Genomic DNA, 23,225 nt, shown 5'->3' on the forward strand with positions numbered 1-23,225 from the left:
TCTCATTTGCGAATGACGGCTCTCGATCTGGCTGCTGTTACTGGTTCGCGGGTAGCTCAACAACATCTAGGCAACTTTGTTTCCACGGCATTTTGAGGTGTGTGACCCACGCATCATTGCGGCGTGATCGACTCCGTGCTCAGCGGTGCGGCAAAAGCGCTGGAGGTCGAAGTGATGGTCCAGACGTCGTCGCTCCTTATCGATAGATTTGCATCCCAACGGGGCTGAAATAATGGGCGGGAGCAATGATTGAGCCGTCCCGGAGAATACTAGCACCACTGTCAAAGAAAGGAACGTCGGGCAATCGGGCAAGCTGCGATGCTTGTTGGTCGCCGTCCCGCGCGATACCGCATACGCCCTTGAAAATGCTCTCCTCGAGTCCGAAGAATGTCGCGGGCCCAACGTCTAAGCGCCATGGGTTGTTGTTCAGAATGGCCACCCGGCCGCTATCCAATCTGACCTGTACCGGATCGGCGCCCCTACTGGGAAAGTAGCCACCGACGAACCGCTTTCCGTGGAGTGGCGGCCCGTTAAATTCCCAAGCCATGGCCGGGAATTGAATTTCTTCCGGCACCGTTACACCCAATGCCAACGCAGCCGAGAGTATGGGCTGCCTGATCTTCGCGACAAGATCGGAATAGTGCAACGCGATGACGGCGGCGCCAAGTCCAGGCGCTTCGTGCAGCGGAGTCTCACCAGGAGATGCCGGATCCTCGGCAAGAAGCCGCGACTTTATCCTATCGTTATCGACTTCAGTCGCAAAGCGCGTCGCCACGATATGGCCCTTAACCGAACACAAGTTCCCTGCCGGGTCTTTGACCGCGACGCGGTCGAACTGTTTCCGCCAGCTCTTGAAATCCGCGCTCCCAAAGCTGATGGGACTCGTTCGGCCCTTCGCCTCGGCGAGGCACACCGTGAAATTGTCTTCTGCGCAAAGATAGTCGGGACCGTCTCCCTTCAACACGCGCGAGACGGAATGCCCTCCAAAGCTGGGATGCGGCTTGCGATTGAGAACTGCTTCGATGTGAGCGAAGTAGGTAAGGTTCAGGTGTTCGTGCAAGAACCAGCGACAGAATGCTTGGCCCAGCTGATTCGAGGTGCTCCGGCGAAAGGCGGTGCCGATGCCGAATCCGTCGCCGCGTACACGAAGCTCGGCGCAGGGCAAGAAGAGCGCGAGATGTTCGAACTGGGCGGGGTCCGGGTTCGGTGGAGCATATCCGCGGGTGTCCAGGTAGTAATGGTGGAAGAGCCTCGCAGGATCCACCGCCATTTCGCCCATGGGTAAGCCACTAGCGGAATCTTCGCGCAGCGAAAGTGGAACAGAAGCATATTTGTTCAAGGCAAGACCGACAGTCTTGAACATCAAAAGTCCCTTGTTGCTAGGGCCTAGGTGCTGAGCGAGCGGGAGATTAGCGGTGTGTTGGCGAACAGGAAAAGCTAAAGCGTTAGACTATGCAATTACAGCGTGTTATCTTTTGCCGATTCTTCGGTGGCTGTCCAGCTAAGCAAAAAGCAGGACAGATCCGCATCACAGTCGATCTGGCCATGAAAAAGAGAAGCCGCGACCGGGAGACTGAAGGGCACGGCAAGAGCCGGCTAAAGAAGGTAGTAGCGCAGATCGTACTAGCGCAGGGCAATATCTTTATCAAAGACCTACTTCGCTCGAATAGGATCCCGGTTGGAAATACGAAGGCAGATTTCGCCGAGCATCTTGATGCCGCAATCGACTCAGGCACGCTCAGCCAGGCCGCGATCGAGTCTTGGTTGGACGAGATCGAAGGCTGGGGAAACCAGCATGTCTACCTGTTCGAGCCGCTCTCAATTTCGGGAAGGAGAATCCGTCCGGCCATTGAAGCATCCAGATATTCTAAGTTGCTGGACCGCAAGGTGAGCTACGAGTTTCCAGAAAAGCTAACGTTGAGCACAGTCAATTTCTCGGGCGATCATCTCTCAATTGCGTGGCACCGCAGCCGCGGAGCCTGGGAGCGCGCCAAATCAAAAGACTTTCGTCGCGAGGAGGGGGGCGATAGCTATGAGTATCGCGCTTATCGCGAGCGTTTTGATCGAGCTGTGGTTCGCTTCGAGTGGCGGCTCGCTGACCCTTACTGCGCGGCTATGATACAATTGCCGAACGAAGGCGAGGAACATGCACAGGCTTTGGGCCGAGTATGGCTAGACCTTACAGAATTGGGACTAGTGTCCGGACCACCAGGTAGAGTTCGGCTTAGCCCTGCATTAAAGAGACTAAGCCGTAACGCTCAGGCGACGGTTCAATCTACGCGTCTGGTGGCTCAAGGCGGACACGTCGAACTGGTGTCGACGTTAAGCGAAGGTGGAATCGACAGCGTCGAAGCCGTGCGCGAGGTCCGTCGTGGCGTTGACGACGCGAGTTTTCTGGCCGCGGATGGTATGTTCAACTTCACGGCGGAGAAATACCAGCAGTTGAGCCGAAGCATCAAGATGGAAGGTTACGGGGGTGAGAGCCGGTTGAGAATTTGGGTGCAGTGTAAGCGTGAAGACGTTTACACCGTTCTGTCCATCATCTGGAATAATAATCAAACATGACCGAAGCCGAGCTTCGCAGGAGTTTCGGAGAAAAGGCTGTCGACGCGCTTCTTGCGACACTGCAAGCGGGTGAAGCGCCTGAAATTGATCCTCGGCTATTTGGCGCAAAGCTTGCCGAAGCTGGGATCGAGGTCGACGTGCTCTCGTTACTAAATGCCGCGGCGGAAGACTCCCTCGTCACACGTTTATCAGTCTCGCAGTGTCCCGCGCCGAATTGCCGTAGAGTGATCGACGCGGACGCTCTTGCCAATCATCAATGTCCTTACTGCGGTTGCGACTTCCGAGAGCTCGGCGAGAATCCAGTTCAGACGATCATTTATCGAAGCTCAACGGAAACAAGTCGCAGCGTTCCTTGGCTTATCGCAATTCACGGTTTCAACACACATGCTGCGTGGCAGGAGGAGTTCAGCTGGCGCATTGCCAACCGATTTAAGTATCACGCGCCAGTGCTGATCTATAAGTATGGGCTTGTGCGCGTCGGAGTGTTGTTTCGCTGGCGACATTGGATGCTGGCGCGGCAGCTCGCTCAACGCATACAGAAGGCTGTCATTCACGCGCGCGAGAATCAGATTGAAGAGCCGCCCGACGTCATCATTCACAGCTTCGGCAGCCAGCTCTTTCGCTTAGTATTGGAGATGCCGGCATACTCCGGCCTTCGGTTCGGGCGTGTGATAGCGTGGGTAGTGTCATTCAGCCTGATTTCGACTGGTCCGGACTTATTCGTGAGGGTCGAATCGAAGCTCTGCTTTGCCAATGCGGAGGCCAGGATCAGGCAGTGCCGTTCTCACAATTCTTCATCCCGAACACTGGTCCTGGGGGGCGGTTTGGCTTTGCTGATACTGCTGTTATCAACATCCGCAATGAAGAGTATGGCCACTCGACGGCGTTAGTCGAAGAAGAGCTTTCCCGCAATCTCGCCCACGGCGGCGTGTGGGATCGATTCTTGCGCGAGCCGCTGGCGACCTTCTCGGACCCGGCGCGATTTGAGCCAGAAACCTGGGCACCTGCACCGGCGTTTGTACGTCAATTCACTAATAGGTTGGCCATTCTACTGATGAGCGCCGCAGCTTTCGGCGCGATTTTCTTGTTTGCTCGTGTAATCGTATGTCTTGCCAGCTGAATCGCGCGGCAAGCTTGATAAATACGAAAGCTTGGGGCGAATGTGGCCGAGAAAGAACGAGGCCTCGGAGGCAAATGCGGGGTGGTCGAACGAGGCGAGCCCTCGACACTCCCAATTCACAATGGCACCGTAACGAGTGCTGGAAGGAAGCTATGGCAGCGCGGTGTTCTGCGCATGAACGGGCCCAGTTCGAAGACCCCGGACGGGCCGCTACATTCCGATATCTAGGCTTCAAAAGCCTGTGCTTGGAACAGCAACCAAGCTGTCGATCAAACTGATAACGACAGCTGATGTCGGGTCAGGCAAGTATTCGCTTATCGCAGCTCGTGATTGTGTATAAAATGACTGAATTTTGGAGTAATATACCCACTAATTTCACCAATGAGGCTGATGTAGAGCTTCGTTTGGTCGTCCCACTATTACGCGCTCTTGGCTATGAGCCGGACGATGTTGCATCGAAGCATCCGGTGGAATTCCGGGAAGGCCGTGTGGGGCGCAAGCCCGAAGCGGATTTCGTCTGTTTCAATGGTCCGCTGCATACCCGCGACACGTCGCTTATTGTAGTTGAGGCCAAGGCGCCCGGCGAAGCCCTGCCAAATGGCAAACTACAAGGGGAGTCTTACGCGGCCAATCTGAGAGCACCACTCTACTGCTCACCAACGGTGAACAGATTGAAATCTGGCAACTCAAGGCGACGCAGGACAGCGAACGCGTTTTCGAAACATTGATTGCAGATCTGGCGGCAAAGCGAGGAACGGCTGAGCAATTTCTAGCTAAGACGGCCGTGGTCGATTACTGCCGCACCTTCCAAGTCAAGACGATTCTCGATGCTTCCGCCGACTTCGGCCGATATGAGACGGCAGAACTGAAGCGAACAATGCGGTATGCCGCTTCCATCGATCGGACGGTCCATCGTGCGGGCGCAACCGATGAATTGGGTACAGGCAGGCTGCTTGCGGAATGCCCGTCCGGCTGCGTTGTAGTCGCGCCCTCAGGCTATGGAAAAACGACGCTCTCAAACCGGCTGTTCCGGCAGGCTATCGAAAATCGCTGGCGAAATAGCAACGCCAGCGTCCCGTTCGACATCCCCATAGTCGACCTTGAAGAAACAGGCGTTTCGATCGTGGAGTTTATGCAGCGCCGGTTGTCGGCGCACCAACCAAGCGTAACCGAATCCGTGCTAACGGATCGCATGCGTACCGCTGGAACGACAATCGTTTGCGATGGCTTTGATAACGCGTCACTAGGATTTCAACGGCATGTGAGCACGGAGATAACCAATCTTCTCCGCGACTATCCACTCACTAAAGTTTTTGTGTTCTCCCGCGAAGCGGCACGGCCAGACGTGGTGCTTCCTTTATTCAAACTAGCGCCATTGACAGAAACCGAGAAGCGTGAGCTGGAGAAGACCATCTTAGATGACGGTAGTGGCGACTTCTTTTCGATCATTGGAATGATGCCTCCAACGCTGTCGGCGCTTTGCGAGAATCCACTCCTGCTGCAACTGGCATTAGATTACTGGAAACGTGAGGACGTATTTCCTAACCAGCTTGTGCCGTTGTTCGAGTCTTGGCTCAAAAACGTGCTGAGGGCCAATGCAACGGACTTTGTGTCATCCATTTATCGTGAAAGGGCGCTGACACTAATCGCAGATGCAACGCTAGATGGGCCGATCACCGGCGAGCAAGTGATCGCACTAATGCAACAAGATGGTATATCGCCTGGAGTCCTAAACGAACTCGTCGCATGCGATGCGGCTCGGGCCAATGGTTCAGCGATCGAAGTCCAACACGAAGCGCTCGCAGATTATTTGCGTGCTAAGAAGATGGCGTCTGGAAGTGAACTCGAGTTGCTTGCGAAAATTCCGATCCTATCGATGCCTGCGGATTCGTTTTTTGCTGTCTTGTTGATGGCTCAACTCCCATCTCGTCGACTTCAATCAGCATTGTGGAGACGCTTAACTGAAGTGGGCCCCCATGTATATTTTGACGCACTAAGGTACCGCTTCGACGTTTCGTCAGAATTGAATAAGCTCGATCCAGCAAATCTCTCAGAGGAATACTTGACGGAACTACTTGAGGGAATAGAGCAACCCGTCGAGCACTTCTTCCCCGCCTTGCGTGAGACCGTCATCGAAGCAGTCACAGGCGAGCGGGGAAGTGATCTGGCCGTAATAGGTAATTTGAATGCCTCTTCGAGCGTGCTCTCCTACAAGCTGTATTTGAGGCAGCCAAGTGAGGCCCACCCTGTCAAAGTACAAATCCCCTCCGCGCCGGGGATTCTACGTGGTGTAAGCCTAGACTTGTCACATTATCGCTTGGATAGTGCGCGTCTGGTAGCCATTGCTCTGCTCAAAGAGAGTGTGGTGGAGGCGGTGAATTTAGTGGCGGTCAAGGGCGGCGCAGCGTTAGCCCGGGATCGACTTCTGGGCCGGTGTCGATTCCTCGCGAAAGAATATGATTTCCCGCTTACTCTAAACATGGACCTCGATACCCTCGAGCAGCTCCTTCTGCCTCACAAAGACAAAAGCGTGAGCCCGGCAGCGGTTTCCCACGATGAGCGATTTCTGATTAGGGAGTTGCTCGATGACATCGCAATTCTACGTGGGAGTGGAGAATCTGCGCTCGATCCATGGTGGATCCGTCTTGGATGGGAGGACAAGGCGGATGTTGAAACAGAAGACGTGATTCGCCGCGTCCTGGACGAGCAATACCGCCGTGTGCAAGTCATCTATACGGAAATTGTCAAAGGCACTTTCCCGGAGATCGCCCGTGGCATGTCCTTCTTTCCTCTGCTCCCGGTGCGATGGAAGCTAACCGTCGTACGGCGCGCGCCACCTCACGGAGGTGCAACGATCTATTTCGGTTGGTCGCCAGTTGCGATGTGGCAACAGGCCGGTGCAGATGTGGTGTTTAGCGGGCAAGCTCCGTCGTCCGAAAGCGTCGAGCAAGTACGTGAGGATATCGAGCAAACGCGTGCGGCCCTCGCCGCGCTCGGCCGACCTAATGCGCAGCTTCCTCGATATCGCGGTTTCACACAGCTCGCGGATTTCTCCGGGCAGCAATCGAGCGGCTATTTTGACGGGGCGACGCCCGCAATCCACGATGTCTGCAGTTTGCTAAAGAGCGATCTTGAGGCGGTTTTCTCGTCAATGCCTAGGAACGACCGATACTAAAAACGTTTGCACGCCATACGCGCTTTAATGTCGGCGTGCGCTATCTGCTGCTTAAGCGCCATCATCGGGCGCTCGATAGTCAACGTTTGGAATTTTCCTTTTGCGGACTTACGGATAGGCGGCTCTAGTCCCAGACTAGGGCCAACGCAAACCGAGCATTCTCTACTGCGGCACACTCTCCGAGTACCTGTCCAATCAGCCAAAGGCCGACTTCTTTCATAACAATGGATACGCGAGCAGAGGAGTTTTCGGCCGGATTTGGAATCGAGGGCCACAAAATGCGAATGGTCGCTTGTTGCTTCGCACTCCCTTTTTACATGGCGAGCATCAGGGTGATGTCGGCGCGTTGTATGGCGTGTCTAATCTAGATACACTTCAAAGACCCGTCTTGCGCACACGGCGTCTTCAAGCGAACTCACTGCAAGCTCACTCTTCTCTGAAGCCGAATAAGTCCTGCTTTCATCCTCACTGAGTTGGCGCGATGTCGGGATTCTTTCGATTTTCCTCAGTTCAGCGAGAAGTTGTTGGTTGACAGCATCCGGATCGACTGCGAGTGCCTCTGGAAGAATCTGCGGAAAAGATTCGAGCTCCTTCCCGTTTACAACAATATCTATGCTGGTAACGCAACTTCCGAGCAATGAATTTTCCAGTTCCACCACAATATAGTTTTTGCCCGGCTTCAGAAATCCGCGTACGTCAATTTTCCCGACGATGAAATCAGCTCTATCTATCGCAAGCTTTTCAACCTTTGCCCGTTTTTCCGCATCGAGAACGTTACCGTAAAACACTTGAGCGGGGTTTTCGGTATTGAGTACGAGCTGATTGTTCACATAGACGCGGCCATAGTCGTCTGCTCCGCCCATAGTTATTTCAAACGTGCGAAGATCAGAATGTTGCCTCTGGTGTGTGGGCAACCTGAGCATTTCTATCCGGCCTAATCCAAGAGCTTCGATAGATCTTGGCTGAGCAGGCTTGAACCCCTTTCCAAACTCGTAAGAAAGCGCCGCGCCTAGCAAGGCGCCAATTGCCAGAGAAGCCGCAATATGAGTGCAGCGCTGAATGGTGTCGCGCCGCGCGGGCCTCTTATTTGCCCGGCTCCCTTTGGCAGTACGGTCGCTCATTGTTAAGAACCTCGCACAACGCAGCGCGGTGTCTAGCGAAGAGAATGCGTTCACGCATTTGACGTGATATTAATTCTTGAGCCAACTTGAATCTAATCCGAATGCGTTCGCACAGACGATTGGTACCCTCGGTCCAAAGGGTGCCGTAGGGCTTGATGAATTTGGGCGGCTCCTCGTTGGCTTTTACGAGCGGTCCCCCCGCGAAGAACGTGCTTATAGTCTCTGCTGCTTGCTGTTGCACGGTGTCGTCGCCCTGCTCAGGCGAAATGATCACTTTGTAGCTAGGTGTCGCTTCTAGGAAGGCCAACGAGATCGCCACAACGAGGCGACAATCGCCTACTCCGGAATTTCCTGAGATTACATCGATGAAATTATCTCCACTCGCAACATAGGGCAGGATGTCTACCGAGTGCGGAAGCGAATTTAGAGAGTGAATATGGTGAAATGACTTGTCTCTAAGATGGAGATCTTGGACCGCTTCGAATTCTCTTGCTGCTGCTACGCTGTCTCCAGGTCTACATTGATAGCTAAGCAAGCAGTCCGATGCGCTCCCAAGCACCCGGTAGCCATTCACCAGAATCTCAAAATTGCTTAGGCCATCGAAATCGCGCAGCTCAATGCCAGCTGATTGCAGAGAGCCGAGGTTGTCTAGTTGTTCAAAACGACGTTCCTTTGCGAAGCCTTGTGCGAATTCACCCTCGTCGGGGTATGCATGAAGGAGATTGAGAAGAGTGCTTATCGATAAGCAAAGCGATAAAATGAATGTTGAGCCCAGCGCGAAGAGAGGCAGAAGCCAGGTCGGTGGGCTATAGCCTTCGATCGCATCAATAAAAGGGATCCTTTTGAGCGGTAAGCCAAGCGCATACAAAAACAGGAAGCCGAGGACTGGTGTAACAAGCGAGACGACAGCTTGTTGATACTGAGCGCTACCTAGGCCAAAGAGCTCGGGTTCGAACATAATTTGCTGCGCTCCTCGAGCGTCGCAACGCAATCCGCCGTTGAGCGCGCCTTGTTGATCGTCGCCGAACGCAGCATGCGTGCACGTTTGTTGTAGGCTAAATCTCACGTACTCGCGTTACTCAAACGGTATGCATTCATATCTTCAAACCTGGTCCTCGATACAAGGCTGGACCTGAGTATGAGCGCGTTTGCACCCTTTAACATTGGATATGCGATCATGGCGCATTCGGAGCCGGTCAACTCCGAAAAGCTTCTTCAGCCCAGGCGCTATCCTCTCCGCCTTAGCTGAGCGAGCATCTTCGGATCCTCATCGACGAGATATCGTTATGTCGGCGGTTCCTCTATTGTTGAAGTAGAAGATGCCCGTCAAACCCGGAATCCCAACTACTGCATCATTCACGAAGAGAAATAGCTCTCCATCACGGGTCGCACGCAAGACCTCATCGATAGAATGGTCCTTTGGATCAGGGTCCAGAAAGCTTTCTTCACCACCAACGCTACCGGTGCGCGCAACAATGCGAAACCAAGGTCTTATTAGTTCGCGACGCATAGGGAGGGAGAGAACCATGAGACCTTTATGCCAGACGGTTGGTGCGTCAAGGCTGTAGTATCCGGCCGGACTTGTTTGAATAGTGCCGTCGTACCAATGGGATTCGTGCGCTTTTACCGAAATTGCGTATCGGCCCCCTTCCTGCAGGAGCACCCCTGTCGCTGCGCAAATAGACGAGGAATCAAAAACTAGCGTGCGCTTTTCCCCTCTGGCCATACTAGAGGCTGCGGATCCGCTGCAGGCGAATCCTGCGTCGTCAAGGGCAATATAGGCAAGATGATTGGCTAACATGATCCCCACATAAACGAAGAAGAGAGCAGACAATCCCGGTCCGAGCTGAAATTTCCAGAAGCGCTTCGCGGATACGTATGGCCCGCTGGTTCGTAGCCGATATATCCAGCTCTCAGGAGATCCGCTGACCGCGAGGCGCCTAGCCACAGAGTTCTGCCAGATCGCGCTCATATCGCTCCTGACGAGCGCTGATAGTCTTGCGCTGAGCGCCGAAAAGGCCGCTAGGAGAATAATGATGGTAATGAAAGTCAGGGGACTTCGCGCATAGCCGTTCAACCATGGCTTTGCAGACGACGGCAGAAACGAGCCCGCTAGGCGGATTAGATCAGAGAGCCATCGCACCGGACTTGAAAATTCATCGGACGCTGGAAGGCTCTTTAGCAGCGGAAAGATAAAAAGCGCCGCGGAAGTCAATACAGTCAGAAAATAAACGATACGACGGAGCCAGACTCTGTTCCAAACGGCTTCCTGCGCTTTTGCTCGCGCTTGACTCGCGCTCACTGATTCATAGGGATTGCTATCAGAGGCAAGAATGGTGCCCGTGTCTGTGACAACCTCATATCCGGCCGGAATACCCAACGGAGCGCAAGGATGAGCGTTGTTCTCGATACGCTTGAATACACTCTCGTGAATTTTGGGTGTTTGAATGAAGACCCCGTCACCTGGTCGATTCGAGAACTTCTCGTTGCATAACTCGGCGAGTTTCCGCGGTCCATAACGGTAGTAACTGCCGAGGCCGCTGCGGGAGTCGTAAAGGCGGCCATCCTTGTCCCTGCCAGATTTTGTATTGATCAGGCTATCGGGATCAGCGTCGGGGGCTGACTTAAATCGCAATCCGCACTTTTCCGCCTCTCTCATAATCCAATACTGGGGGATATGCGCCAGCGAATCGTCCGGATATCCGCCACCGACATTGGAGTGCATCCCAGAGAACCAAACCTGGCTGATCCTTTCGCTTGATATACTGCGCTCTTGATCGGTGGTGGGTGGTCGCTGTGTGGACTCGTCCCATAAGACGGGATGAAACGTCGTTCGCTCGTCGTCAAGCGCGAGAGCGTGGCAAGCGCGCTGCACGCGCGGATCAAGCACACGACTTGGCAGTTCAAGTGGCCAGATCCACTTGCTAACCCCCCGTGTCATTTCATCAACAGGCAATCCGTAGGCCGCCACGGTATCCCATAGCCCGAGAAAACGAATGCTCTTTATCTGTCTGTTGCGAGCTGCTGCTGTTGGAGGAGGGATGCTATAGTTCTTGTGAAACATCTCCCACCAAACGGTGTGGTACTTGCGTCGTCGGTAGTCCTCAAACGAGACCTTTGCTAGGCGGTCGAGCTCGATCTCGTTGCCCGCCTGAACAAGGCCTTGGTCGAGGATAAGCCCTATCACCACGCGGATGGTAAACGCGCCACGACTGAAGCCAAAGCCGAAGATCTCGTCGTCGTCGTGATGGTGATTTCGGCAAATGAATTTGTAGATATCTATTACGTTCCGCTTCAGTCCATAGCCAAACGCGCCGCCAAGAATTGCAAGCGGCTTAAAGCTCGAGGTACCAACCCCATCATCGTAAAACGCAACTTGATCTGATTGGGACAGGTCAAGTGCCTCAAATGTGCGCCAGACATTCGTCCGCCAAATCGCCGCCGAAGAGTTACCGGTACCGTCTGAAAGAACAACAATTCTCTTGGCCATCGGTTGGACCTTACAAGGCCGATAGAACAATTCGCGTCGCCAAATGGATTTAAGAAAATCCGTGATGGATGGAGGTTGCTGAACGCTCGAGCGATCGATCTTAGGAGTGGAGAAGATGCCAAGCACAAACGTTCAGGGCGCCGCCATGGGCATCCCCGGCAAAATATGGCCGAGCCGGACCGTCGAAGACGAGACGTCCAGAAGTTTAGAGTATACCGGATTGATATTCGGTGCAACCAATGGTTGGATGTGAAGTAGCTTACATTTGGTTCGCTGGCGCGCCGTTATTGTTGTTGATCGTGTTGGTGCCTGGTCGGAACGATGGTCATTTGTCCATCCTGAAGTTCGGCAGGCTTGGAAGAGGGATCTAAAATTATTCGTAAGTAATTCTTATTTTAGGGAGTGGCCAATGCACACGGTCGTCAATCATGGATTGTGGATCGCATCCGGTCTCTTGTTGTTTGTCGTCGCACTAATCCGTTTCAGCAGACCTCCAACGAACCGAACGGGAACGACATTTCTCCTATTCTATACTGGGGTCTTATTCTACTACGCGTTGCTGATCGGTCTTTGGCTTCTGGTCATCATACTCGTTAGCGCGGGCGGTTATGGCTTTGATGGAATTCCCATCGCCCAATCACTAAAAGCCAATGAGTGGTTAAGTCCATCTCTTCCCGTAATCGGCTTTCTAGTCATTACGGTGGCATCGCAGTTTAAGCTTGTAGGAAGGCTGGATACAGGTGCTCGGCAGTTCTGCATTCAGCTCGCTGCAATCCCCGCAGAAGCGGAGCAACTCGCTGTAGAGTTGGCGCACGGCCAGCTGCAGCTCATGGATCCAACTCTTATTGAGAACGTCTCGCGCGAGATTACACTGAACATTGGTGAGAATGCCCTTCATCTGACTAACGACGGGTCGCTTGCATCCCGTTTTACTCGTGCAGTATCACTTTATTGGTTGTTCATCATGCCGGATAATGCCGGCACTCCGCTCCCGTTCCCGACGAATATTAGCGGACGCTCGACCTACACACGCATAATGCGGCTCAACGAGAGAGCCGTTGAGCAGTCGCTTGGTCTCTACGACAGTCTCATGGAAAATGGTTTGGCCTGCTTTACGTCGTCAAAGTCGACACGGGCAATGGAAGACGCGCTCAAGAAGAGTATCCAAGATCTTTCATTGACGGTTTGCAGATTGATCGCGAGATGGGTGCTCTATCTTGAGGTGACTGAAAATCGACGACGTAAGCGCCTTTCGAGCATGGGTCTCAATCCGCGCGATCACTCTCCCGCGTTTGGCCGCGATCAGTGGGTCGCCTCGATATTGGTGATCATTGTTCTTTTCTTGTTTATGTCTATCGCGGTGCCGGGAAAACAACCGTTCGGCCAGACCTTTATGTACTCCGTGCTGATGGCGATCCAATTGGGTATGGCCGTCATCGCAGGTACGGCGGTAGCCCAGCGGTTCATTCGTCGAGAGGAGGAGAATGTCTGGCAGTTTCCACCTCTGGCAGAACTCACAATTGCGGCGCTCGTCGTGGTTGGGCTGTGTATCGTGCTGCGCATCGGCTGGCCATTAGTGCCGGACTTACTCAACACGGGGAGTATCTCCTTAGCTCAATCCCTTTCCGAATTTTCTGATCGATGGCCGTTTGTTCTTCTACCTTTTGTCTGCACTTTTTCGATCGGGCTGATGTGTGCTCACCTCGGTACGCAGAACTGGAACTGGTTTCGGTTGGCCCTCCTGGGGGGAGCCCTGAATGCGGCGACATTTGTCGTTACAGCGCTTCTGATTGCTCAGCTCTTAAGCGGTGAGTTCTTGGAGAGAATTCAGGGTACTCCGAACCTTACCAAACTGCTTACATCGTTAGGCATCGCAGGTTTCGTGTTGGGAGCGATCGTACTCGCGATCTTTCCACGATCGATCCGTTCGAGCCAAATGGTCACGATGTTCGATCCATCACGCCCGTTCTTGACGAAGGTAAGACTAGGAGCCGCCGACACCACTGATCAGCCAGCTGAAATATCGAGCGGAGGCGCCGGACGGATGGGGCCCCGGGGCGCGTCGAGGGAACTGGGAAGTTATAGCCGCGACAGTATCGCGGATCTTGAGGGACGGTACGTTTGTTTCCGGCCTACGTTCACCAATGCGGCGGTTGTGAACGCCTATGAGATTTCAATCCATTGGGACGATAAACGCGCGTGCCTTGTATTCGAGGAGCGCAATCGGACTGACAGCAGTCATTCTCAGATCGGACAGGTGCACATACCCGACGGGAGGCCATTTATGAATTTGGTGACCGTAGACAAGGGGGCTGTCCGTCTAATTATGGTGACTCGGCCGGACCACGTTGGAATTGCCCGCGGTCTGATGCTTACGCTGGCAAATCCTGGCGGCGTGCACTTCATTCCGGCCACCGCGCCGGTTGTTTTGCGGCGATTGAGCGACGTTGTTCCCCAAATGGGATTTGTGCATCAGAATTCGTCGGACTATGCCACATATATTGCTCAACTAAGCGACGTTGCGCCGGAGTTCGCGACGTTCGCGGCAGTAGCACATTTGCAAGAAGCGACCTAAACAAACTTCGGGGACTGCCTAGAGTGACCCCACTACTAGTGTGCGCTCACGATACTTGACATCCGAGCGCGCGGTCCCGGTCCGTAATCGGAATTGGCGTGCCGCTCCTTAGTGAGTGGCGAAGCGATTGGGCCAGTGGACGTCGTGGTCTCGCCGCGGACAGCACCGCAGTCGACGTAACAAACGTCGCCGCAAATCTCGAAACTGTCTACTGGATCGCTCTGAATGTGACGTTCAGATCCATTGTAGAACTTAATTGCAGATCTGCTTTGCAGAGTGCCATAATTCTCAATACGCGAAGGTGACCAATTTGATTCAAGGGCTATCGAACGGGGCAGCCGTTAGGCCGCGGTCGACTCGGATTCCGTGATCCGCTGGAATTCAAACAGCAGCTCCTGGAAGTGCTTTGCCAGATAGCCAACGACCTTGCCGTTGCGCAGGAGTTTTGAGACGTAGCCAACCGCCAACACCAGATCGAGATGGTCGGTGCCATAGGTTTGTTCGGCGACCTTGAACTCACGGGCGAGCGACGCGGATTCCCGTTCCATCAATGCAACCTGCTCGTCCGACAGCCCCTTGGGCTGGCGCGGTGTGTAGCCGGCCGCTAATTGACCGCGTGGGGTCGCCACCACCAGCGAACGCACATAGCTATTCGAGAAATTGTTCATCGCGATCATCAGCTCCGCGGCCTCGATCTGCCTGATCGGCGCCAGTTTGCGCAGCTCTGAAAACGTATTGAGGGTCAGATGTTTTTCCTTGAGCAGCTCAACCGCCTCGGCGCAGATACCATCCAAGAGTTTGCGCCGGCGACGGATGCTCGCAACGTCGACATTGAGTGCTTTTGCGATCCGCGCCTCCGAGACCCCTTTCTCGATCGCTTTGAGGATCATCCGATGTTCCTGAATGATCGCAATGCGGTTGACCCGCTTGTTGTAGGTGAAGGCCTCGTCTTCGGTCGACACCAGACAATCGATCTCCACCAGGCCGGAATCCTTCAAGACCTCCAGCCGGAGATGACCATCGAGCAGCAGAAATTTGCCACTTGCGTCCCGGCTCCGCGCCACGACCGGCGGCTCAACCAGTCCGATTTCGGCGATCGAGGCGGCAATTTGGCGGTATTTTGCCGAGCGCTTGATCTCCTCCGACACCAGTTTGAGGGGCTGGATATCGGCCAGTCGGACGGTGAGCGTGCGCTCCTCAAAGCTCATTCGCACTGCAATATGAGGCCGGCGCGCCATGGCTCAGCCCTGGCCGTGCAGGCGAACCGCAAGGTTCTTCGGCAAGGTATCGAGCTTTTCACCTTCCAGGATGGATAGAAAGTCCGGCTCGGTCAGGAGCTTCCGCAAAGCCTCCAGAATGAAGACCAGCCGCGCCTTCGTGCTGTTGGATTTGCGGACCAAGACCCGCTTGCGGTCGACGTCCTGCCGATAGGCACGGAGCAAGGCGTTCGAGCTGATCGGGGCGTCGTCGCCCCGGCGTGGGCCGGTCTTGTATCCCTTGCCGCGGCGCCGCCGCTGCTCGATCAATTTCTTGGCCGCAAGCAAGCGCTGGCCCCGCAACAGCTTTTCCTCGTATGCGTGTTGCAAGACGTTTTGAACGTCATTGTCTTCGGCCTGAGAGATCAAGACGGCGATGCTGACCGGCAGTTGCCCGGCCTCGACTGCGCGCAACAACCGCTGTTCGCCATTCTCCAACAAGTTGCTGACGCCCCTCACATATTCGACGGTCAGGCCGGTCTTGCGGGCGATGTCATCGAACTCGTATCCTCTCTGCCGCAGACCTTCGATGTCGTGCAGCAGGTCGATCGAGCGATGTTGGCGCCTGGCGCAATTCTCAACCAGGCTCATGATCGCGCTGTCCTCACTGGTCGCATCGATGACGATTGCCGGGATCTCGCGCTGCCCAAGCGCCTGGTAGGCCTCGAGCCGCCCCTGACCACAGACAAGGTCGTAGCGCGGCTCGCCGTCACCTGCCTTTCGCTTAACCGTGATCGGCCGCTTTAACCCGAGTTCAGCGACGCTCGTGACAATCTCCTTGAAGACGCGCCGGTTGCGAGCCCGCGGGTTCACCACATCAATCGCGCCGATCGAAACCATCTCAATGGATTGAACCGAGCCCATAGCTGACCTCCATCAGTTGCGAGCGCGCGGCGAGTTCAAACAGCATCTCCAGGGTGTCGAAGCGGTATGCATCCAGCGCCAAGCCATTGTCCTCGGCGAGTGCCGCACGTGAGTGCTCGATTTCAAAGCGCGGCAGCAGATAGTAGTCGAGGATGGCGCTGTTCATCTGGTTCATGCGTATCGCGACAGTGATGTCGGGGCGTAGGCCGGCATCGAACCGGATTTTCCAGCGATGCGAGCCGGCCATCGTCTCCTGAGCCCGGACCAGGCATAATGATGTTGTGAACTCGTCATTGACCGACAGCAGGTCGGATTCTGCGTTCTGCTCGACTGTGCCGCCAATCTCTTCGATGCCGCGAATCGCTCTCTCGATCAGGCCGGGATACATCCGCCGCAGTGCCCGGTTGATCTCAATATAGCGGTAGTCCCGCTCTGGGCTGAAACCGATCAATTCATATGCCCGGATAAGGCTTCCGAAACGGGAGCGGTAGGCGCTGCTCGACGGCCCCAACTCTAACTCATCGATGATGATGCCGGACAGATAGCCGTGCTTCTCGAGCAGGCCCCGCAGCAGGTCCAGCAATTCTTCATCCGAGTAGGTCTTGGCGCGATCGTTGATGATCGCTTGTGCTGCCTGAAAGGTCTCGTCATCGACGATCGAGTCGAACGCCTTGTCGTGCCGAACCCAGTGCTCGGGTGGGTTATGGACCCGGTGCCCCTTCAGCTTGCAGGAGCAGTGGTTCCAGACATTGTTGCCGACATATTTTTCGTTGATCAGGATTTGGTGCACCGTGGCCCTACTCCAAGGGCGACCGAGATCAGTCAGGATTCTTCTGTCGTTGAGGACGGTCGCGATCTCGCGCTCGGGTTTGGCGTGATGCACGAAGCTATCGTAGATAAAGCGGATAGTCTCGATTTCTTCATCCGGGCCAGGAATAAGGATGATTCGATCGGTCTGGATGCTTTTGTGTTCACCGCGAACTAGTTCTCCTTTTGGTACACCATTCTGATCGATCAATTGTCGCCGCAGCCCGAAGCCGGCCGGCCCGCCTTGACGATAGCCAAGTTCGATCAATCGGCGCTGCCCAGCAAAAACCTTAACGGATAGCTCGCGGCTGTATTCGCCGGCCATCGCCCGCTTGACACCCTTCACAATGGTCGAAACAGGGCTGCCATCATTCTCGAACTGTTCGGCGCAATAGCGTACCGAGATGCCGGCTCTTTTGCAGATGTATTCGTAATAGGCGCTTTCGTCAGCATCCTGAAAGCGACCCCAGCGACTGACGTCGTAGACGAGAATAGTGGAGTAGGTCGCATTTCCGTTCTGAACGTCTTCGATAAGTTCTTTGAGCGAATCTCGATCGTCTAGGGTCAGACCGGATTTGCCGCTATCTAAATATGTCTTCTCGACACTGAAGCCGTGACGCGTCGCATATTCGCGAATTGCCTGCGTCTGATTGGCTGTCGAATATTGTTGATGGTCAGTGGACATACGCACGTATTCGGCCGCAAGTGTGCATGTAACTGCAGCCCGGTTCGAAAGTTCATGTGTGGTCATTGACTGCCCCACTAACGTCAAGAAGCGATGATGAGGTGCACGAGAAGGAACTATAAGCTTGCTGGGCGGAAAAATGCTTCCTAAAGCGGGTAGATCTCTTCCAGCCGATGCCGAAGTTTTTGAGGCTGATTACGCCCTGCTGATTGCAGAGGTTCTTCGTGCTGAACTGGGTGATACCCACCAAGCGCTGAAATTGCTCATTCGATGGACCGGCGCTAACGAGCGAACAGCGAAAAACTGGATGGCCGCGGTCAATGGCCCGAGCGGCGAGCACTTGCTGAGGCTTATGAGATACTCCGATGGAGTCTTTGAATGCGTTCTGAGAGCATCGGGACGTCGACTAATTGTTTCCGATCGAAAGCTTGTCCATGTCAGAGATAGCCTACGGGAAACCGCGACGCTCCTTTCGGATTTGATCGAGCCAGTTGATACCAAGTATTAGGCGTGTCCTCATTACGAGCATGAGCCATAACCCGACGACTGAAGCGCCCGTGCTGTCATCGATCAGGCACGCCCCTGCCGATACAAGCTGGTCTACAGGAACGGGGTACTGAAGGTACTTACCGAATACGCTGGAATTTGAGCTGAACAAGCTGCTTGCCCGCCGCAACTGACGGCTGCTCCACAACCCGCGAGGCTCGATAGCTCGCCGCCGCCGTTCCCAGCGATGGTCTTTCACAACTCGTCACGTACTACTTTTGGCTATCCGGGCGCCCACGGGGTTGCCCTCCACCAGTGGTTGCGCTTAGTAACGAGCGGCTGGGGAGGCTTTTTGATGAGAAATTTTGGAGCGGTGGCGCTCGCCGCCGCGTTGGGCGGCTGTGCGTCGTCGTCGGCGGACATCACGCCGAACTACGTTTCACCTGTCATGTATCAGTCCTACACGTGCCAGCAGCTCGCCCTCGAGGCGCAGGGCGTGTCTGCGCGCGCGGCGGCTTTATCTGGCGCCCAGGACAGCCAGCGCACAAAGGACACGATCGCGACGACAGCCGCCGTCATCGTCTTCTGGCCTGCGGCGTTCTTGGTCGGCGGGGACAAGCAGACAGCGGCTGAGCTCGGTCAGATGAAGGGACAGATGGTCGCAATCGAGCAGGCCTCGATCGCCAAGAAGTGCAACATCCAGTTTCAAAAGCCGCCGGGCGGGGCGACCTGAGCAAATGGTCAGGTTCTGGCGCCCCGCCGAGCTACTCAGATCGGCCAGCTTACTGCTGATGATGTGTTGGACCACGGCTTCGTACGCTGAAAGCTGCAGAGGCATTTCCGAAGCTGCAAAGCGGCTCCAGTGCTACGATGATGCGCTGGGCGCTGATCACGTCTTGGCGGATATACTCAATACCCCGCAAGCCATTGCCGCGATCGTGGCGGCCGTCCTTGCCTTGATAAGTGGTGTTGGGGGCCCGCTGGTCGCGCTATTGATCGGCCGAAAGCAGGCAGCAGCGAGTCAAACTTCGGCGGACGCAGCCATGTTGACGGCAAAAACCGCAGGATTTCGCGAGATCGCCAAGCTTCGGATCTCTTGGATGGATACCTTGAGGAATACGCTTGCCGAATATCACGCCCTCCTGATGAACTTGGAAGACAAGGAAGCTATCGAGGCTGTCCTGGATATCGACGATCGAAAGGCGCGGCAGAAGACCTACAATGAGGGCCTAGCCAAGCTCGTCTTGCTAGGGACACAACTGGACCTCCTCCTGAGCAAAGACGATGTGCTCCAAAGGAAACTATGGGACATCACAGATGAGGGTTACAATCTGGAAAGGAGCGCGGATCGCCAAGCGCTAGATGGCCCTCTGATGGATGCCGGACGAGCGGTACTCAAGGGGGAATGGGAGAAGGTGAAGCGCGAGATGCGCAGCGCAGAATTTCAGTCTGGCCAATAGCTCGCTTGCTTTCGCTTCCATCTGCAACGGAGTGGGAATAATCGTGAGACGACTTTACATCGGTATTTTAGTGCTCCCTTTCGGAATTGGCGAGTTCACAATACCCGCGAGAGCTGATTGCGATGATGCAGTCTCCGCTTACAATTCGTCCCTCAGCGAGATCGCCACTTATCTCAAACGGTACACGAACTGCCTCAGCAGCAGCAACGGCACCGATGATTGTTCTTCAGAGTTTCGCCGGCTCCGCTCAGCTCAGAGCGATTTCGAGAGCGCCGTCTCGGACTATCAATCTAACTGCAAACAGTAGATGTGCTGACGCTCGGCCCTAAAACCCAAACGGTCTGATGGATATCCGGCGAATAGGCCAGGCTGGTGGACCGGCCTCGCCGGTATGGTCGTCATTATTTGGTCCGACCCTGTATGGTTTTTTGAGCGCTGCGGTAGCGAAATGGCGTCCAGAACGTCGGATCTTCGTGCATGCCGCGCTCCTCGAAAAATCTCAATTCGACGAGCCTTTGCGCTTTTGCGAGTGCTTCACCTTTGAGAAATGGCCCAAAAGTTCAGCTTTGCGCGGTCTGGGCTGCCTTAGCGCCGTGATGAGGACGAACCCGGTCGCGGGGGCAGACAGATTGCCCCCGGGCGAAATCCCCAGGCGGGCAAACCTCGGAATTCGGGAGCTTTTTATGGTCCACAGGGCACGGAGAACCCCTGGAATTTCGCTATTCTCTCCTAGCGAGAGGACCTGAGCCGCAGCACACGAGATAATTTTTTTCTAGATTCTCTCCCTCCGCCAGCCGACCGCTCCGACAATGCGAGGCGCAGCTTCGTGGCTCGCCGGCCGCGTTCTCAAATCCGGCCCTCGCGAGCAACGTCAAACCATGAGTTGAGATGGCGGTTCGGTGCCGGCCGGCTCTAGTCGGCAAAGCCCGCTGCCGCCCGCCTGCGCGGGATCGCGCCGGCGGGTGTGCCGTTCCGGGCCTTGCGGCCCTTCTCACGCACTCGCGGCGCTGTCGCGAATAACCTCGAACGGCAGTGCGGGTACGTTGTATTCGGAGATATCCAGCTTCCAGATGTGCTGCTCGTCCGTGCCGCCGGCCGACGCAAATCCGAGCTTCTTGTACAGGTCGCGCACCATCCCGTTCTTGGCGGTGGGGAGGTAGCTTCCCTCCAGCGTGTCGACGCCGTTCAAACGGCAATGGCGGACGAGTTCGGCGATGATAGCTTCCTCGACCCGTCTGCCGAGAACCCGGCAGCTCATCAACCAGGTGTCGATGTCGAAGGTCGCGTCCTTCTTTCGCGCAATGACGACGCCGATCACCCCGTTGTCGCCGAAGCGGTCGCGCAGCCTGATCTGGAAAGTCAGGCAATCCGGCGAGCGAGACAAGGTCTCGACTTCGGATTGCGTGTAGCGCCGCGTCGTCAGGTTGAACTGATTGGTCTTGTTGATGAGCTGCGCCACCCGTCCCAGATTGACGGCATCGAACGCGTGGAATTCGATGGTCATGCCGAGCGACGTCAGGAATTCATCCATGTCGCGGGACTTCGCCGACAGCTCCGCGCGTTGCGCATTGGCCTGATATTGCTCGCCGCGCTGACGGTCCTCTTCGGAGAACGTGACGGCTTCGAAATAGCCCGCGTTCAACAGCGTGCGCGCGTAGAGCGAAGGGTCGGCGGGCAGCTCGGGCACGGCCACCATCGGCAGCGCCTTGCGCACCTGGCTTCGCTCGGCGGGGTTGTCATCGAGCAGCACGAGGGAATCCAGCCCGATGTTCAGCGTCTTGGCGATCGCTCGATGTTGGACGCCTTGTCGCTCCAGTTGGCCTGGAAGACCGCAATGTGGTCCAGCTTCAGCGTCATCTCGGGATGTTCGCGGAAGGGCTGTCGGGCGACTTCATCGGTGTTCTTCGACGATACCGCCAGGATGACGCCGCGATCGCGCAGCTGAAGCGCCGTCCGCTGAATCTCGGTGAAGGCTTCTCCGACCCCATCGCCCTGTCCGAGGACGATCCCTTCCAGCCCGTCGTCGCCGATCGTGCCGCCCCAGAGCGTGTTATCGAGATCAAGCACGAGGCATTTGCGGGCGTTGCCGCGGATCGCGCCGAGCAGGCGTCCGACATATTCAACGTAGATCGGCACCATCGTCTGCGCGAATGGCAGCTTGTAGAGATTCCACTGGACCGGATTGTGCCAGTTCTGGGTACCGATCGATTCCGCCAGGGCGGCGACGTCGAGGATGTAGTCGCCGCGCTTCGCGGCGAGCTCGCGAAGCCCGTCGTTGAAATCCTGAATCTGGCGGCGCAGCGACATCGACACTTGCGCGTCCATGCTTCCGAACAGCGGCTGTGGCGGGCAGGCAACGGTCTGAAAAATCACCGGCACCCCGGCGCCGCGCTCGAGACCTTCACGGATCATGCCGACGTAGTCGAGTGCGGACTGGCCCGACGGACTGCCGCCGCCGTTGAAGGGCAGTCCGTGGAAATCGAGCGCGAGCAGAACGGCATCTGGCTTGGACGCGTTGATCGTCGAGGAGGCATCGAGCGCTTCCTGCGCGACCTGATCGTAGTCCGCCTGGGTGACGCGGAGCAGCACGCCATGGCGCGCAGCGCCGGCAGCAAGCGCAGGGGCGAACAGGCAGGTCGTGCCGTTGCCGAGCAATCCCAGGTGAAACCCGCGAAGCGGCGACAGCGCCTTCGTCTTGGTTCGCGCGCGTTCGATGGTCTTCGAAAGGCGCGTGAGCTGATCCGTATTGAGCGCCTTGGTGGCAAGCCCGACGATCTCGGCGCCATCAGGTGCATCGGAGGCATCGAGCGCGTTGCAGAGCGATTTGAAATCCGCGGGCGGCGCTTCTAACCAGGGCAGTTCTTGAAGCTGAAACGTCATGGCGTCTTGACCCAGGATGGTGTCATTCGTCTAGAAGTTTGGATCCGGCGGTACCGCTGGCGATCAGCTTCTCACCCGCATACACCCGAAACTTCAGGCTGACGGTATGGGTGGATTGCGACACGTGAGTGAGCTCGCCGTTGAACGTCGCTTCCTCGTCGATATAGAGCGGCTGATTGAAGTCGATCCGCCAGCTCGTCGCCAGCCCGAGGTCACCCGGCAAGTGCATTCCGACCAGATGCGAAAGCCTGGCGACGGTGAGCGCGCCGTAGACGACGGGGCCGGAGAATCCGCGGCTCCGCGCGAATTCGGCATCGATATGAATGCGGCTCGAGTCGCCCGACAGCTTGCGGAAGGTATCCATCTCACTTTGGCCGATCCGGAACGGAAGCGAGACGGTCATGCCCTCCTTGAGCTCGCTCCAGACCAGCACTCGTGGCTGTTCGCTCAACGCGAAGCCCTTTGACGGATGACGTTGACGAACTCGCCGACGTTCTTCAGGGCGGCAACCTCGCCAGTCGAGAACTGGATCTTGAACTCCACCTCGACAGCGACGACGAGCCGGATGTTGCTGAGGCTGTCCCACGCGGGTACTTCCGCCGCGGTCATTTCCGGATGGGGCGTCAGCGTGTCGTCGTCGAAGACGTCCCGGAAAATCGGCGTGAGGCGGGAATAGATTTCCTCGTCAGTCATCACAATCATCCCACGATTTGGGTAAGCCGGCAGCGCCGAAATGGCCAA

At 55.9% G+C, this 23,225-nt stretch carries 19 protein-coding genes; 8 read left to right on the forward strand and 11 right to left on the reverse strand.

Features of this window, described 5'->3' with window-relative positions; genetic code table 11:
• Window positions 1-196 precede the first annotated feature (196 nt).
• The gene (locus ALC15_RS28210) at window positions 197-1,363 is read right to left on the reverse strand and encodes a hypothetical protein (RefSeq protein ID WP_128089602.1); all 1,167 of its coding nucleotides are present in this window, start codon (window positions 1,361-1,363) and stop codon (window positions 197-199) included.
• Between the two features lie 89 nt (window positions 1,364-1,452).
• On the opposite strand from ALC15_RS28210, the gene ALC15_RS28215 reads away from it, so the two are divergent.
• The 4 genes from ALC15_RS28215 (at window position 1,453) to ALC15_RS28225 (ending at window position 6,860) form a co-directional block, all read left to right on the forward strand.
• Window positions 1,453-2,565, forward strand: coding sequence for a hypothetical protein (locus ALC15_RS28215; RefSeq protein ID WP_128089603.1), 1,113 nt, complete (start codon window positions 1,453-1,455; stop codon window positions 2,563-2,565).
• Window positions 2,562-3,455 carry an IBR domain-containing protein gene (locus ALC15_RS28220; RefSeq protein ID WP_050630107.1) on the forward strand — a complete coding sequence of 298 codons (894 nt, stop codon included), beginning with the start codon at window positions 2,562-2,564 and terminating at the stop codon, window positions 3,453-3,455. Before ALC15_RS28215 ends, ALC15_RS28220 begins: the two co-directional genes overlap by 4 nt.
• A gap of 520 nt (window positions 3,456-3,975) precedes the next feature.
• Window positions 3,976-4,413, forward strand: a complete 438-nt coding sequence (locus ALC15_RS43545; RefSeq protein ID WP_128089604.1) for a type I restriction enzyme HsdR N-terminal domain-containing protein — start codon at window positions 3,976-3,978, stop codon at window positions 4,411-4,413.
• Window positions 4,410-6,860 (forward strand): NACHT domain-containing protein, encoded by a 2,451-nt coding sequence (locus ALC15_RS28225; protein ID WP_128089605.1) that lies wholly within the window; start codon window positions 4,410-4,412, stop codon window positions 6,858-6,860. Before ALC15_RS43545 ends, ALC15_RS28225 begins: the two co-directional genes overlap by 4 nt.
• Window positions 6,861-7,219: 359 nt before the next feature.
• Here the strand turns inward: ALC15_RS28225 and ALC15_RS28230 are convergent, their stop codons facing one another.
• The 3 genes from ALC15_RS28230 to ALC15_RS28240 all read right to left on the reverse strand — a co-directional run bounded on the left by ALC15_RS28230 (window position 7,220) and on the right by ALC15_RS28240 (window position 11,471).
• Window positions 7,220-7,981, reverse strand: a complete 762-nt coding sequence (locus ALC15_RS28230) for a hypothetical protein (RefSeq protein ID WP_128089606.1) — start codon at window positions 7,979-7,981, stop codon at window positions 7,220-7,222.
• The gene (locus ALC15_RS28235) at window positions 7,944-8,939 is read right to left on the reverse strand and encodes a hypothetical protein (RefSeq protein ID WP_050630110.1); all 996 of its coding nucleotides are present in this window, start codon (window positions 8,937-8,939) and stop codon (window positions 7,944-7,946) included. Before ALC15_RS28235 ends, ALC15_RS28230 begins: the two co-directional genes overlap by 38 nt.
• Window positions 8,940-9,248: 309 nt before the next feature.
• Window positions 9,249-11,471 (reverse strand): T6SS phospholipase effector Tle1-like catalytic domain-containing protein, encoded by a 2,223-nt coding sequence (locus ALC15_RS28240; protein WP_050630111.1) that lies wholly within the window; start codon window positions 11,469-11,471, stop codon window positions 9,249-9,251.
• A 409-nt stretch (window positions 11,472-11,880) separates the two neighbouring features.
• On the opposite strand from ALC15_RS28240, the gene ALC15_RS28245 reads away from it, so the two are divergent.
• Window positions 11,881-14,046: a hypothetical protein gene (locus ALC15_RS28245; RefSeq protein WP_050630112.1), complete on the forward strand. Its 2,166-nt coding sequence runs from the start codon at window positions 11,881-11,883 to the stop codon at window positions 14,044-14,046.
• Between the two features lie 341 nt (window positions 14,047-14,387).
• Here the strand turns inward: ALC15_RS28245 and ALC15_RS28250 are convergent, their stop codons facing one another.
• The 3 genes from ALC15_RS28250 to ALC15_RS28260 are packed head-to-tail and all read right to left on the reverse strand — an operon-like array spanning window position 14,388 to window position 17,724.
• Window positions 14,388-15,284: a plasmid partitioning protein RepB C-terminal domain-containing protein gene (locus tag ALC15_RS28250; protein WP_050630113.1), complete on the reverse strand. Its 897-nt coding sequence runs from the start codon at window positions 15,282-15,284 to the stop codon at window positions 14,388-14,390.
• 3 nt (window positions 15,285-15,287) lie between these two features.
• Complete coding sequence (locus ALC15_RS28255; RefSeq protein ID WP_050630114.1) at window positions 15,288-16,166, reverse strand: ParB/RepB/Spo0J family partition protein; 879 nt, start codon at window positions 16,164-16,166, stop codon at window positions 15,288-15,290.
• The gene (locus ALC15_RS28260) at window positions 16,144-17,724 is read right to left on the reverse strand and encodes a recombinase family protein (RefSeq protein WP_244486301.1); all 1,581 of its coding nucleotides are present in this window, start codon (window positions 17,722-17,724) and stop codon (window positions 16,144-16,146) included. Before ALC15_RS28260 ends, ALC15_RS28255 begins: the two co-directional genes overlap by 23 nt.
• Before the next feature lie 58 nt (window positions 17,725-17,782).
• Here ALC15_RS28260 and ALC15_RS42235 point away from each other — a divergent pair, with 58 nt between their 5' ends.
• From ALC15_RS42235 to ALC15_RS28270, 3 genes are all read left to right on the forward strand, one after another.
• A complete protein-coding gene (locus ALC15_RS42235; protein WP_244486302.1) occupies window positions 17,783-18,166 on the forward strand; it encodes a hypothetical protein in 384 nt (127 codons plus the stop codon).
• A gap of 333 nt (window positions 18,167-18,499) precedes the next feature.
• Entirely contained in the window at window positions 18,500-18,877 is a 378-nt protein-coding gene (locus ALC15_RS28265) for a hypothetical protein (protein WP_050630116.1), read from the forward strand.
• Between the two features lie 4 nt (window positions 18,878-18,881).
• Window positions 18,882-19,604: a hypothetical protein gene (locus ALC15_RS28270; RefSeq protein ID WP_050630117.1), complete on the forward strand. Its 723-nt coding sequence runs from the start codon at window positions 18,882-18,884 to the stop codon at window positions 19,602-19,604.
• Window positions 19,605-20,595: 991 nt separating this feature from the next.
• On the opposite strand, the gene ALC15_RS42245 is transcribed toward ALC15_RS28270, so the two are convergent.
• Genes ALC15_RS42245 through ALC15_RS28290 form a run of 4 tightly spaced genes read right to left on the reverse strand, consistent with a single transcriptional unit; the run spans window position 20,596 to window position 23,225 of the window.
• Window positions 20,596-21,354 carry an HAD-IIIC family phosphatase gene (locus ALC15_RS42245; RefSeq protein ID WP_050630118.1) on the reverse strand — a complete coding sequence of 253 codons (759 nt, stop codon included), beginning with the start codon at window positions 21,352-21,354 and terminating at the stop codon, window positions 20,596-20,598.
• Window positions 21,355-21,374: 20 nt separating this feature from the next.
• A complete protein-coding gene (locus ALC15_RS42250; protein ID WP_050630119.1) occupies window positions 21,375-22,484 on the reverse strand; it encodes an HAD-IIIC family phosphatase in 1,110 nt (369 codons plus the stop codon).
• Between the two features lie 22 nt (window positions 22,485-22,506).
• Window positions 22,507-22,917: a MaoC/PaaZ C-terminal domain-containing protein gene (locus tag ALC15_RS28285; RefSeq protein ID WP_050630120.1), complete on the reverse strand. Its 411-nt coding sequence runs from the start codon at window positions 22,915-22,917 to the stop codon at window positions 22,507-22,509.
• Between the two features lie 14 nt (window positions 22,918-22,931).
• Complete coding sequence (locus tag ALC15_RS28290; protein ID WP_244486303.1) at window positions 22,932-23,225, reverse strand: acyl carrier protein; 294 nt, start codon at window positions 23,223-23,225, stop codon at window positions 22,932-22,934.

Origin of the sequence: Bradyrhizobium viridifuturi (assembly GCF_001238275.1) — a bacterium.
GTDB lineage: Bacteria > Pseudomonadota > Alphaproteobacteria > Rhizobiales > Xanthobacteraceae > Bradyrhizobium > Bradyrhizobium viridifuturi.